At 56.3% G+C, this 14,060-nt stretch carries 4 protein-coding genes, 2 tRNA genes, 5 rRNA genes and 1 pseudogene; 9 read left to right on the top strand and 3 right to left on the bottom strand.

All coding sequences use genetic code 11. From position 1 onward, the window contains the following. Positions 1-50 precede the first annotated feature (50 nt). The 7 genes from ACQ859_RS29675 (at position 51) to rrf (ACQ859_RS29645) (ending at position 8,941) form a co-directional block, all read left to right on the top strand. Positions 51-2,931: ribosomal RNA gene (locus ACQ859_RS29675) — 23S ribosomal RNA — on the top strand. 178 nt (positions 2,932-3,109) lie between these two features. Next, positions 3,110-3,222 (top strand): 5S ribosomal RNA (gene rrf, locus ACQ859_RS29670). A gap of 365 nt (positions 3,223-3,587) precedes the next feature. Next, positions 3,588-5,116 (top strand): 16S ribosomal RNA (locus tag ACQ859_RS29665). Positions 5,117-5,296: 180 nt separating this feature from the next. Beyond that, positions 5,297-5,373 (top strand) — tRNA-Ile (locus tag ACQ859_RS29660). A gap of 19 nt (positions 5,374-5,392) precedes the next feature. Then, positions 5,393-5,468 (top strand) — tRNA-Ala (locus ACQ859_RS29655). A 302-nt stretch (positions 5,469-5,770) separates the two neighbouring features. Next, a 23S ribosomal RNA gene (locus tag ACQ859_RS29650) occupies positions 5,771-8,650 on the top strand. A gap of 178 nt (positions 8,651-8,828) precedes the next feature. Then, positions 8,829-8,941, top strand: a 5S ribosomal RNA gene (rrf, locus tag ACQ859_RS29645). Together the 16S, 23S and 5S rRNA genes with 2 tRNA genes alongside form the textbook arrangement of a ribosomal RNA operon. 70 nt (positions 8,942-9,011) lie before the next feature. Here rrf (ACQ859_RS29645) and ACQ859_RS29640 read toward each other — a convergent pair. Further along, positions 9,012-9,950: an MBL fold metallo-hydrolase gene (locus tag ACQ859_RS29640; protein WP_431263989.1), complete on the bottom strand. Its 939-nt coding sequence runs from the start codon at positions 9,948-9,950 to the stop codon at positions 9,012-9,014. A 30-nt stretch (positions 9,951-9,980) separates the two neighbouring features. Next, positions 9,981-11,674 (bottom strand): annotated as a pseudogene (locus tag ACQ859_RS29635) (long-chain-fatty-acid--CoA ligase). A 223-nt stretch (positions 11,675-11,897) separates the two neighbouring features. Here ACQ859_RS29635 and ACQ859_RS29630 point away from each other — a divergent pair. Next, positions 11,898-12,602, top strand: a complete 705-nt coding sequence (locus ACQ859_RS29630; protein WP_431263988.1) for an esterase/lipase family protein — start codon at positions 11,898-11,900, stop codon at positions 12,600-12,602. Then, entirely contained in the window at positions 12,578-12,841 is a 264-nt protein-coding gene (locus tag ACQ859_RS29625) for a hypothetical protein (RefSeq protein ID WP_431263987.1), read from the top strand. Before ACQ859_RS29630 ends, ACQ859_RS29625 begins: the two co-directional genes overlap by 25 nt. A 12-nt stretch (positions 12,842-12,853) precedes the next feature. Here the strand turns inward: ACQ859_RS29625 and hppD are convergent, their stop codons facing one another. Next, positions 12,854-13,978, bottom strand: a complete 1,125-nt coding sequence (hppD, locus tag ACQ859_RS29620) for a 4-hydroxyphenylpyruvate dioxygenase (protein ID WP_431263986.1) — start codon at positions 13,976-13,978, stop codon at positions 12,854-12,856. Positions 13,979-14,060 lie beyond the last annotated feature (82 nt).

Here is a 14,060-nt window from a genome sequence, read left to right as displayed (position 1 = left end):
AGTTGTTGAGCATCTGTCCTTGACGACATCTGCGGATGTCAAAGTTATAGGGTCAAGTGACTAAGTGCATGTGGTGGATGCCTTGGCGATTACAGGCGACGAAGGACGTGATAGCCTGCGATAAGCTTCGGGGAGCTGGCAAATAAGCTTTGATCCGGAGATTTCCGAATGGGGAAACCCACCTCGTTTAGAGGTATCGCATACTGAATACATAGGTATGCGAGGCGAACCGGGTGAACTGAAACATCTCAGTAGCTCGAGGAAAAGACATCAACCGAGATTCCGAAAGTAGTGGCGAGCGAAATCGGAGTAGCCCTCGTGTTTTAGCAGTTGGCATATCAGAACGGAATGGAAAGTCCGGCCATAGCGGGTGATAGCCCCGTATGAGAAATGTCGATTGTGGAACTAGGCACGAATAGAGTAGGGCGGGACACGTGAAATCCTGTCTGAATATGGGGGGACCATCCTCCAAGGCTAAATACTCGTAATCGACCGATAGTGAACAAGTACCGTGAGGGAAAGGCGAAAAGAACCCCGGGAGGGGAGTGAAATAGATCCTGAAACCGCATGCATACAAAAAGTAGGAGCCCGCAAGGGTGACTGCGTACCTTTTGTATAATGGGTCAGCGACTTACATTCAGTGGCGAGGTTAACCGAATAGGGTAGCCGTAGAGAAATCGAGTCCGAATAGGGCGAATTAGTCGCTGGGTGTAGACCCGAAACCAGGTGATCTATCCATGGCCAGGATGAAGGTACCGTAACAGGTGCTGGAGGTCCGAACCGACTAGTGTTGCAAAACTAGCGGATGAGCTGTGGATAGGGGTGAAAGGCTAAACAAACCTGGAGATAGCTGGTTCTCTCCGAAAACTATTTAGGTAGTGCCTCAAGTATTACCTTCGGGGGTAGAGCACTGTTTAGGCTAGGGGGTCATGGCGACTTACCAAACCTATGCAAACTCCGAATACCGAAGAGTACAGCTTGGGAGACAGAGCACCGGGTGCTAACGTCCGGACTCAAGAGGGAAACAACCCAGACCGCCAGCTAAGGTCCCTAAAATTGGCTAAGTGGGAAACGAAGTGGGAAGGCTAAAACAGTCAGGATGTTGGCTTAGAAGCAGCCATCATTTAAAGAAAGCGTAATAGCTCACTGATCGAGTCGTCCTGCGCGGAAGATGTAACGGGGCTAAGCCAGTTACCGAAGCTGCGGATGCACAGTTTACTGTGCGTGGTAGGAGAGCGTTCTGTACGCCTGTGAAGGTGGGTCGTGAGGCCTGCTGGAGGTATCAGAAGTGCGAATGCTGACATGAGTAGCGTTAAAGGGGGTGAAAAGCCCCCTCGCCGAAAGCGCAAGGTTTCCTACGCAACGTTCATCGGCGTAGGGTGAGTCGGCCCCTAAGGCGAGGCAGAGATGCGTAGCTGATGGGAAACAGGTCAATATTCCTGTACCGATCAATAGTGCGATGTGGGGACGGAGAAGGTTAGCTCAGCCGGGTGTTGGATGTCCCGGTTCAAGCCTGTAGTCGTGCCTGGTAGGCAAATCCGCCGGGCTTAGATGAGGGGTGATAACGAGTCTGCTTGCAGACGAAGTGAGTGATACCCTGCTTCCAGGAAAAGCCACTAAGCTTCAGCTATTGACGACCGTACCGCAAACCGACACTGGTGCGCGAGATGAGTATTCTAAGGCGCTTGAGAGAACTCTGGAGAAGGAACTCGGCAAATTGACACCGTAACTTCGGAAGAAGGTGTGCCTTTAGTAGGTGATCCATTTACTTGGTTAGCCCAATGAGGCCGCAGAGAATCGGTGGCTGCAACTGTTTATTAAAAACACAGCACTCTGCAAAGACGAAAGTCGACGTATAGGGTGTGACTCCTGCCCGGTGCTGGAAGATTAAATGATGGGGTGCAAGCTCTTGACTGAAGTCCCAGTAAACGGCGGCCGTAACTATAACGGTCCTAAGGTAGCGAAATTCCTTGTCGGGTAAGTTCCGACCTGCACGAATGGAGTAATGATGGCCACACTGTCTCCTCCAGAGACTCAGCGAAGTTGAAATGTTTGTGATGATGCAATCTCCCCGCGGAAAGACGGAAAGACCCCATGAACCTTTACTGTAGCTTTACATTGGACTTTGAACAGATCTGTGTAGGATAGGTGGGAGGCTTTGAAACCTGGTCGCTAGATCAGGTGGAGCCAACGTTGAAATACCACCCTGGTGTGTTTGAGGTTCTAACCTTGGCCCGTTATCCGGGTTGGGGACAGTGTATGGTGGGCAGTTTGACTGGGGCGGTCTCCTCCCAAAGTGTAACGGAGGAGTTCGAAGGTACGCTAAATACGGTCGGAAATCGTGTTGATAGTGCATTGGCATAAGCGTGCTTGACTGCGAGACTGACAAGTCGAGCAGGTACGAAAGTAGGACAAAGTGATCCGGTGGTTCTGTATGGAAGGGCCATCGCTCAACGGATAAAAGGTACTCTGGGGATAACAGGCTGATACCGCCCAAGAGTTCATATCGACGGCGGTGTTTGGCACCTCGATGTCGGCTCATCTCATCCTGGGGCTGTAGCCGGTCCCAAGGGTATGGCTGTTCGCCATTTAAAGAGGTACGTGAGCTGGGTTTAAAACGTCGTGAGACAGTTTGGTCCCTATCTTCCGTGGGCGCTGCAAGATTGAGAGAGCCTGCTCCTAGTACGAGAGGACCGGAGTGGACGCACCTCTGGTGTATCGGTTGTCACGCCAGTGGCATCGCCGAGTAGCTAAGTGCGGAAGAGATAACCGCTGAAAGCATCTAAGCGGGAAACTCGTCTCAAGATGAGTCTTGCCGGGGCCTAGAGCCCCCTGAAGGGTCGTTCAAGACCAGGACGTTGATAGGCTGGGTGTGGAAGCGCAGTAATGCGTTAAGCTAACCAGTACTAATTGCCCGTGAGGCTTGACCCTATAACTTTGACACTCAAAACGTCAAGGTGAGTGGTCACGCAGATCGCAGCGCATCCCGCTTATGCTGGGAATGCCCGATCAAAACCGTTCTTCAATCCCTGAAGACGCAATCAAACCAAGCTGATTTGACTCTACCGAATTGGGCCTGCTGAGCTCCTCAGCAAGCCAACCAGTCAAGCCTGATGACCATAGCGAGTCGGTCCCACCCCTTCCCATCCCGAACAGGACCGTGAAACGACTCAGCGCCGATGATAGTGCGGATTCCCGTGTGAAAGTAGGTCATCGTCAGGCTAATATCCGGAGACGCCCGGTCGGATGACCGGGCGTTCCTTCTCTGCTTGCAGAGATCAGCGCTTTGCGGAGCGTTGATCTCTGAGGCTGAGACGGCATCGATCTGATCATGCAAATGATTTCGAAAGATGCTTGACAAGTTCAAACGAACTCGTTTATAGTCTCGCTTCTGCGCTGCTGACGACAAGTCAGCGACGCGACGAAGTAAGCGGAAGCTGCTTCGATGTTCTTTAAGAATTTACAGCCGATAAGCGTGGGCGTCTGGACGAGCGACCTGAGAAGGTTAAATCGCTAGATGCTCACGGAAGAAAGAATGAAGCTATGAAAGTAGTCTTTGTTCGATTCCGTTGAGTTTATTCAAGATCGAACTGTAGAGTTTGATCCTGGCTCAGATTGAACGCTGGCGGCATGCCTTACACATGCAAGTCGAACGGTAACGCGGGGCAACCTGGCGACGAGTGGCGAACGGGTGAGTAATATATCGGAACGTGCCCAGTTGTGGGGGATAACTGCTCGAAAGAGCAGCTAATACCGCATACGACCTGAGGGTGAAAGCGGGGGATCGCAAGACCTCGCGCAATTGGAGCGGCCGATATCAGATTAGGTAGTTGGTGGGGTAAAGGCCTACCAAGCCTACGATCTGTAGCTGGTCTGAGAGGACGACCAGCCACACTGGGACTGAGACACGGCCCAGACTCCTACGGGAGGCAGCAGTGGGGAATTTTGGACAATGGGGGCAACCCTGATCCAGCCATGCCGCGTGCGGGAAGAAGGCCTTCGGGTTGTAAACCGCTTTTGTCAGGGAAGAAAAGACTCCTACTAATACTGGGGGTTCATGACGGTACCTGAAGAATAAGCACCGGCTAACTACGTGCCAGCAGCCGCGGTAATACGTAGGGTGCAAGCGTTAATCGGAATTACTGGGCGTAAAGCGTGCGCAGGCGGTTATGCAAGACAGATGTGAAATCCCCGGGCTCAACCTGGGAACTGCATTTGTGACTGCATGGCTAGAGTACGGTAGAGGGGGATGGAATTCCGCGTGTAGCAGTGAAATGCGTAGATATGCGGAGGAACACCGATGGCGAAGGCAATCCCCTGGACCTGTACTGACGCTCATGCACGAAAGCGTGGGGAGCAAACAGGATTAGATACCCTGGTAGTCCACGCCCTAAACGATGTCAACTGGTTGTTGGGAGGGTTTCTTCTCAGTAACGTAGCTAACGCGTGAAGTTGACCGCCTGGGGAGTACGGCCGCAAGGTTGAAACTCAAAGGAATTGACGGGGACCCGCACAAGCGGTGGATGATGTGGTTTAATTCGATGCAACGCGAAAAACCTTACCTACCCTTGACATGCCAGGAATCCTGCAGAGATGTGGGAGTGCTCGAAAGAGAACCTGGACACAGGTGCTGCATGGCCGTCGTCAGCTCGTGTCGTGAGATGTTGGGTTAAGTCCCGCAACGAGCGCAACCCTTGTCATTAGTTGCTACGAAAGGGCACTCTAATGAGACTGCCGGTGACAAACCGGAGGAAGGTGGGGATGACGTCAGGTCATCATGGCCCTTATGGGTAGGGCTACACACGTCATACAATGGCCGGGACAGAGGGCTGCCAACCCGCGAGGGGGAGCTAATCCCAGAAACCCGGTCGTAGTCCGGATCGCAGTCTGCAACTCGACTGCGTGAAGTCGGAATCGCTAGTAATCGCGGATCAGCTTGCCGCGGTGAATACGTTCCCGGGTCTTGTACACACCGCCCGTCACACCATGGGAGCGGGTTCTGCCAGAAGTAGTTAGCCTAACCGCAAGGAGGGCGATTACCACGGCAGGGTTCGTGACTGGGGTGAAGTCGTAACAAGGTAGCCGTATCGGAAGGTGCGGCTGGATCACCTCCTTTCTAGAGATGACGAGACCGTTGTCTGGCCTAGGTCAGAGAATTGAGTCGAGTCCACATAAGCGAGTTCAGCGCGCCCACACTTATCGGCTGTAGACACACAACAGTGAGTGAGAAAACGCGTGAGCCTGGCGAGCTGGCCTTGCCGGTTGGCGCGATTGCAGGAGCACGCAAGAAACGCGTGGGTCTGTAGCTCAGTCGGTTAGAGCACCGTCTTGATAAGGCGGGGGTCGCTGGTTCGAATCCAGCCAGACCCACCACGATGATCGTCAAGATCTTGGGGGATTAGCTCAGCTGGGAGAGCACCTGCTTTGCAAGCAGGGGGTCGTCGGTTCGATCCCGTCATCCTCCACCAATCACTTCACAAGGTTGGCAAACCACAGCGTCAAGAATGACGTTGTGGTTTGCCAGTCTCGACTTTTTAGTCGGCTGTTGTTCTTTAACAATTCGTAGAGTCGAATCAGCGTTGCTGGCGGAAAGCTCGGCACTCGTAAAGGGGTGACCGGCACCGTGCCGCCAGCGACATTTGATTGCGTCAACAAACTTCAACTCTGAAAAGAGTAGAAATTGAAGAACGGCGAACGCGTGATACTCAAATAAATGCTCAAGTTGTTGAGCATCTGTCCTTGACGACATCTGCGGATGTCAAAGTTATAGGGTCAAGTGACTAAGTGCATGTGGTGGATGCCTTGGCGATTACAGGCGACGAAGGACGTGATAGCCTGCGATAAGCTTCGGGGAGCTGGCAAATAAGCTTTGATCCGGAGATTTCCGAATGGGGAAACCCACCTCGTTTAGAGGTATCGCATACTGAATACATAGGTATGCGAGGCGAACCGGGTGAACTGAAACATCTCAGTAGCTCGAGGAAAAGACATCAACCGAGATTCCGAAAGTAGTGGCGAGCGAAATCGGAGTAGCCCTCGTGTTTTAGCAGTTGGCATATCAGAACGGAATGGAAAGTCCGGCCATAGCGGGTGATAGCCCCGTATGAGAAATGTCGATTGTGGAACTAGGCACGAATAGAGTAGGGCGGGACACGTGAAATCCTGTCTGAATATGGGGGGACCATCCTCCAAGGCTAAATACTCGTAATCGACCGATAGTGAACAAGTACCGTGAGGGAAAGGCGAAAAGAACCCCGGGAGGGGAGTGAAATAGATCCTGAAACCGCATGCATACAAAAAGTAGGAGCCCGCAAGGGTGACTGCGTACCTTTTGTATAATGGGTCAGCGACTTACATTCAGTGGCGAGGTTAACCGAATAGGGTAGCCGTAGAGAAATCGAGTCCGAATAGGGCGAATTAGTCGCTGGGTGTAGACCCGAAACCAGGTGATCTATCCATGGCCAGGATGAAGGTACCGTAACAGGTGCTGGAGGTCCGAACCGACTAGTGTTGCAAAACTAGCGGATGAGCTGTGGATAGGGGTGAAAGGCTAAACAAACCTGGAGATAGCTGGTTCTCTCCGAAAACTATTTAGGTAGTGCCTCAAGTATTACCTTCGGGGGTAGAGCACTGTTTAGGCTAGGGGGTCATGGCGACTTACCAAACCTATGCAAACTCCGAATACCGAAGAGTACAGCTTGGGAGACAGAGCACCGGGTGCTAACGTCCGGACTCAAGAGGGAAACAACCCAGACCGCCAGCTAAGGTCCCTAAAATTGGCTAAGTGGGAAACGAAGTGGGAAGGCTAAAACAGTCAGGATGTTGGCTTAGAAGCAGCCATCATTTAAAGAAAGCGTAATAGCTCACTGATCGAGTCGTCCTGCGCGGAAGATGTAACGGGGCTAAGCCAGTTACCGAAGCTGCGGATGCACAGTTTACTGTGCGTGGTAGGAGAGCGTTCTGTACGCCTGTGAAGGTGGGTCGTGAGGCCTGCTGGAGGTATCAGAAGTGCGAATGCTGACATGAGTAGCGTTAAAGGGGGTGAAAAGCCCCTCGCCGAAAGCGCAAGGTTTCCTACGCAACGTTCATCGGCGTAGGGTGAGTCGGCCCCTAAGGCGAGGCAGAGATGCGTAGCTGATGGGAAACAGGTCAATATTCCTGTACCGATCAATAGTGCGATGTGGGGACGGAGAAGGTTAGCTCAGCCGGGTGTTGGATGTCCCGGTTCAAGCCTGTAGTCGTGCCTGGTAGGCAAATCCGCCGGGCTTAGATGAGGGGTGATAACGAGTCTGCTTGCAGACGAAGTGAGTGATACCCTGCTTCCAGGAAAAGCCACTAAGCTTCAGCTATTGACGACCGTACCGCAAACCGACACTGGTGCGCGAGATGAGTATTCTAAGGCGCTTGAGAGAACTCTGGAGAAGGAACTCGGCAAATTGACACCGTAACTTCGGAAGAAGGTGTGCCTTTAGTAGGTGATCCATTTACTTGGTTAGCCCAATGAGGCCGCAGAGAATCGGTGGCTGCAACTGTTTATTAAAAACACAGCACTCTGCAAAGACGAAAGTCGACGTATAGGGTGTGACTCCTGCCCGGTGCTGGAAGATTAAATGATGGGGTGCAAGCTCTTGACTGAAGTCCCAGTAAACGGCGGCCGTAACTATAACGGTCCTAAGGTAGCGAAATTCCTTGTCGGGTAAGTTCCGACCTGCACGAATGGAGTAATGATGGCCACACTGTCTCCTCCAGAGACTCAGCGAAGTTGAAATGTTTGTGATGATGCAATCTCCCCGCGGAAAGACGGAAAGACCCCATGAACCTTTACTGTAGCTTTACATTGGACTTTGAACAGATCTGTGTAGGATAGGTGGGAGGCTTTGAAACCTGGTCGCTAGATCAGGTGGAGCCAACGTTGAAATACCACCCTGGTGTGTTTGAGGTTCTAACCTTGGCCCGTTATCCGGGTTGGGGACAGTGTATGGTGGGCAGTTTGACTGGGGCGGTCTCCTCCCAAAGTGTAACGGAGGAGTTCGAAGGTACGCTAAATACGGTCGGAAATCGTGTTGATAGTGCATTGGCATAAGCGTGCTTGACTGCGAGACTGACAAGTCGAGCAGGTACGAAAGTAGGACAAAGTGATCCGGTGGTTCTGTATGGAAGGGCCATCGCTCAACGGATAAAAGGTACTCTGGGGATAACAGGCTGATACCGCCCAAGAGTTCATATCGACGGCGGTGTTTGGCACCTCGATGTCGGCTCATCTCATCCTGGGGCTGTAGCCGGTCCCAAGGGTATGGCTGTTCGCCATTTAAAGAGGTACGTGAGCTGGGTTTAAAACGTCGTGAGACAGTTTGGTCCCTATCTTCCGTGGGCGCTGCAAGATTGAGAGAGCCTGCTCCTAGTACGAGAGGACCGGAGTGGACGCACCTCTGGTGTATCGGTTGTCACGCCAGTGGCATCGCCGAGTAGCTAAGTGCGGAAGAGATAACCGCTGAAAGCATCTAAGCGGGAAACTCGTCTCAAGATGAGTCTTGCCGGGGCCTAGAGCCCCCTGAAGGGTCGTTCAAGACCAGGACGTTGATAGGCTGGGTGTGGAAGCGCAGTAATGCGTTAAGCTAACCAGTACTAATTGCCCGTGAGGCTTGACCCTATAACTTTGACACTCAAAACGTCAAGGTGAGTGGTCACACAGATCGCAGCGCATCCCGCTTATGCTGGGAATGCCCGATCAAAACCGTTCTTCAATCCCTGAAGACGCAATCAAACCAAGCTGATTTGACTCTACCGAATTGGGCCTGCTGAGCTCCTCAGCAAGCCAACCAGTCAAGCCTGATGACCATAGCGAGTCGGTCCCACCCCTTCCCATCCCGAACAGGACCGTGAAACGACTCAGCGCCGATGATAGTGCGGATTCCCGTGTGAAAGTAGGTCATCGTCAGGCTAATATCCCGCCAAACCCCTCGGTCAGCAATGATCGAGGGGTTTTGCTTTTTCTGAATGGCCTTTTGGATTCACCGGCCGCGCACGGATATTGATGTCGATTCTTGTTGCAACGCACCGGAGTGCACGAGTTCCTGGACCAGTTGCAAGGTCCACTCGACGAATGGCGTTGTGCCAAAGAACCGTTGCCATGTGCTGGCGAGAATTGGAGTTCTCTGGAGCCACGCCAGCAGATCTTCCGTCGAGCTCTTTTGGGTCTCTAACATGTGGAATACGGTCAACGCTTTGGCGGCGTTGAATGCGTGTCGCTCCGGCTTGCGTTGAAAGTACCGCAGCCGCTCTCGGGCGGAAAGCAAGGCGGTCTGGACATCCTGAAATGGCGCGCCGTGGCCCGGAATGACGAGCTTTGGCCGAAGGCCCTCGATGATGTCGAGCGTGGCCTCGACTTCCAGGAATGCGTGGGTCCCGTCGAGTTCCGGGAAGATGATCCCGAATCCTCGTTCCCACAGTGCGTCAGCTGAAATGAGCGTGCCGCTTTCGGGTTCGAAAAGGATCACGGAATGGGGATCATGGCCTGGCGCCGCATGAATCTGCCACTCGAATCGTCCTTGCTTGAGCGTTTGGCCCGGCATCAGTTTGCCACTGGGATTGAAACGCTCGCACTGTTGGCCGGTCGCGTGATAACTCAGCACCGAATCGTCCCAACGCTCTATGGCCGAGAACTCACCCGGTGGTATCAGGATTGGGCATTGATACCGCTCTGAGATTGCTCGATTCCCACCGCAGTGATCAGAGTGCAGATGGGTATTGACGATGCACCGAACGGTTTCTTGCGGCCGCAGCGCGTTGGAGAGCAGTGCGAGCGTCTGCTCACGGTGGCAGAAGTAGCCAGTATCGACTAACACCGCCCCTTCGCTCGGTGTCGCTCCATGCAGCAGGATATTGTTGGATGACAGCCACCCTCGCTCCAGCACAGTGATATGGGCTGGAGTCGGAGGGGGCTGATTCATGGTCGCGAGAATACTGGGTAGGCCGAGTCACTATTGACGTAGCTCGCGCCGAAGAATCTTTCCGACGTTTGTTTTCGGCAGTTCATCCCGGAACTCGATGTATTTGGGGCGCTTGTAGCCCGTCAGCTGTTTGTGGCAGTACGAGGATAGATCTTCCTCAGCAAGCGCCGAGTCCTTCTTGATGACGAAGAGTTTCACCGCCTCGCCGGAGTGTTGATCGGGTACACCGATCGCGGCGCACTCCAGCACGCCGGGGTGCAGATTCACGACTTGCTCGATCTCGGTGGGGTAAACATTGAATCCGCTCACCAGGATCATGTCCTTCTTGCGATCGACGATCCGGGTGAAGCCGTCGGCATCCATGACGCCGATGTCTCCGGTCTTGAAGAAGCCGTCCGGGCCGATGGCCTGCGCGGTATCTTCGGGGCGATTCCAATATCCAGCCATCACCTGCGGCCCGCGGATGCAGATCTCACCACGCTGTCCGAGCGGCATGTCGTTGCCTTCGTCGTCTCGGATGGCGATCTCGGTGTTCGGGACTGGCAGGCCGATCGAACCGTTGAACTGATCCAGATCGAGTCGATTGATCGTCGCAACGGGCGAGGTTTCCGACAGACCATACCCTTCGACGACGGGGCACCCGGTGATGCGGGCCCATTTCTCCGCAGTGGCTTGCTGAACCGCCATGCCCCCGCCGTTCGAAATCACCAATTCGCTGAAGTCGAGCTTGGCAAACGCCGGATCGTTGGCCAAGGCATTGAACAGCGTATTGACCGCCGGAAACATGTTCACTCGGTAATTGCGCAAGGTCGCAATGAAGCCTGGGATATCGCGTGGATTGGGGATCAGGAGATTCATGATCCCCATGCGGGCGCCCAGCATGTAGCAGGCCGTCAACGCGAAGATGTGATACAGCGGCAGCGCGCAGACGATGGTCAGGGGTTTGTCGCCGAGCTTGCCGAGCATCGGCGCGAACCACGCTTCGCTCTGCAGGATGTTGGCGACGACATTGCGATGAAGCAATGTCGCGCCTTTCGACAACCCGGTGGTGCCGCCGGTGTACTGGAGGAAGGCTGGATCTTCGGCCCCCACCTGGACCGGTTTGAGCGACATTCCGGCGCCTTCTGCCAGTGCCTGGTTGAAACGCGTGACGGTGCGGCCCCCGTGAGCGGCAGCCGGAATTCCGGCACCATCTTCTTGACATGCCGGACCGCAAAATTGATCAGCGGGCCGCGCCACCAACCGAGCATGTCGCCCAGGCCCGTCAGCACCACATGCTTGACCTGCGTCCGGTCGATGACCTCCGACAAGGTCTTGGCGAAGTTCTCGAGCACGATGATCGCCTCGGCACCGGAGTCCTTCAGCTGATGCTCGAGCTCGCGAGGCGTATACAGCGGATTGACGTTCACCACGACATAGCCGGCGCGCAGGATCGCGGCGATCGTCACCATGTACTGCAGGACGTTGGGCATCATGATGGCCACGCGCGCGCCGCGGGACAGGCCGCGCTGCTGCAGCCAAGCCCCCAGTGCGGTCGACAGCTCGTCCACCTGCGCGAAAGTCAGGCGTTGGTCCATGCAGGCCGCGGCGTCACGGCGGGCGTGCTTGCGGAACGCTTCCTCCAGAAGGGCCACCAACGAGGGATAGATGTCGACGGGGATCTCTGCGGGAACGCCGGGCGGATAGTTCTTCAGCCAGGGCTTGTCGGTGTGCGTTGCTGTCATGTCTCCTCGTCGCGTTCTTGATGTGTGGAGGGGCGTGCCCCGGAGGAACTGCCGATGCTGGCGGCTGGCACCGCCTCGTCGTAGCGGGGATGCCCTAGGCAGGCTCGTCACGTGAGGGACAACGCCGCTGTTCCGAGGCGTGGCGACGGCGATCTCAGAATTTTCCGAAGCGAAGCCCAGGTCGGGCCCGCCTCTACACTCGACCCTTTGCCCGGGAGTCCGGATGAACGGCCGGCTGCAGCGCCTCTTTTCCCTGTTCCGTTGGATCGTCGGTCCGCTGCTGGCCCTGTGGGCGGGTGTTCACTGGGGCGCCTGGACCGGCATCGCGGTGCTGGCGTTGTTCGTGCTCGGACCGCCACTGACGATGCTGCCCCACTTCCTCGTGCTTCGCGTCGTGCCGCCGGCGCCGGGGCTGCCGACCGCGCCGTTGGGAGACTTGTTGGAAGCCTGGTGGCGCGAGGTCGTCGTCGTGACGAAGGTGTTCTGCTGGCAACAGCCGTGGGCCGAGCACCAGGAGCCCGATCTGGTGCCCGAGGCGGCCCAGGCGCACGGTCGCCGCGGTGTCGTGCTCCTCCACGGCTACAACTGCAACCGTGGCATGTGGAACGTCTGGATGAGGGCGTTGCGCGCGCGAGGCGTCCCCTTCATCGCGGTGACGCAGGAGCCGGCGTTCGGCTCGATCGACCGCTACGCCCCCCAGATCGACGCAGCCATGCGCACGCTGCAGGAACGCACCGGCCTGGCGCCGCTGATCGTCGCGCACAGCATGGGCGGCCTGAGCGCCCGCGCCTGGTGGCGCAGTCAGGGCCACGCATTCGACCGCATCCATCGCATCCTGACGCTGGGGACCCCCATCACGGCACGTTGCTGGCGAAGCTCGGCACCACGGAGAACGCCCGTCAGATGCGAGGCGATTCGGAATGGCTGAACCAGATGGCGCGCGATGAGCCGGCACAGTTCGGTGGCCATTTCGACTGCCTGTACGGGCACTGCGACCAGATCGTGTTCCCGGCGGAGACGGCGATCCTGCCCGGCGCCCGTGTCCTGCACCTCCCGGCGCGTGGACATCTGCAACTGGTGTTCGAGCCGCAGGCCTTCGAGCGGGCGCTGCAACTGCTCGAAGAGCCTGCCCTCGGCTCACTCCAGACGGTGAGCCGGGCCGGCTGAATCAGGCCGCGATCAGGCGTCGGCCTTCAGAACGCCGCGGCGGATCTGATCGAGTTCGATGCTCTCGAACAGCGCCTTGAAGTTGCCTTCGCCGAAGCCCTCGTTGCCCTTGCGCTGGATGATCTCGAAGAAGATCGGGCCGATCACTTCCTTGGTGAAGATCTGCAGCAGCAACTCATGCGGCGCACCCTGGTGGGCGGCGCCGTCGATCAGGATGCGCAGGCGGCGCAGTTCGTCCAGGTTCTCGTTGTGCTCGGGCAGGCGCTTGGCGACCAGGTCGTAGTAGGTCTCGATCGTGTCCTGGAAGACCACGCCGGTGTCCTTCATCCCCTCGACCGTGCCGTAGATGTCGTCGGTGCCCAGCGCCACGTGCTGGATGCCTTCGCCGTGGTACAGGTCCAGGTATTCCGCGATCTGGCTCTTGTCGTCGCTGCTCTCGTTGATCGGGATCCGGATCTTGCCGCAGGGGCTGGTCATCGCCTTGGACTTCAGGCCGGTCAACTTGCCCTCGATGTCGAAGTAGCGGACCTCGCGGAAGTTGAACAGGCGCTCGTAGAACTCCGCCCATTCCTTCATGCGGCCGCGGAAGACGTTGTGGGTCAGGTGATCGATGTAGGTCAGGCCGTGGCCCGTCGGCGTCGACTGCACCGGCTTGCCGTCGCCGTCGAGCACCGGCACGAAGTCCACGTCGTAGATGCTGATGTTGCCGATCTCGCCAGCGGCCGCACCGTTCTTGCCTTGCCAGCGGTCGACGAAGTAGATCAGCGAGTCGCCGATCCCCTTGATCGCCGGGATGTTCAGCTCCATCGGGCCGGCCTTGTTGTCGAAGCCCCAGGCGCCCAGCTCCAGCGCGCGGCGATAGGCGAAGGCGGCGTCCTTGACGCGGAACGCGATCGCGCAGATCGACGGGCCGTGCATGCGCGCGAAGCGCTGCGCGAACGCGTCCTGCTCGGCGTTGATGATGAAGTTCACATCGCCCTGGCGATACAGGGTCACGTCCTTGTGGCGGTGGCGGGCGACGGCGACGAAGCCCATCGAGGTGAACAGCGCGCCGAGCGCAGCGGGATCGGGGGCCGCGAACTCGATGAACTCGAAGCCGTCGGTGCCCATCGGGTTGTCCCAGGGGGTGAATGCCATGTGTGTCTCCGAAACCCCGATCAAGGGGATCTGGTCAGGAATGCGATGGCGTCACTGTAGAAGGTGGGAAGCGCAGGATTTC

Source organism: Roseateles chitinivorans (assembly GCF_050632235.1).
In the GTDB taxonomy this organism is placed as follows: Bacteria; Pseudomonadota; Gammaproteobacteria; order Burkholderiales; family Burkholderiaceae_C; genus Roseateles; species Roseateles chitinivorans_A.
The sequence above is the reverse complement of the archived record's forward strand: the minus strand, read 5'-3'. Positions and strand labels throughout refer to the sequence as shown.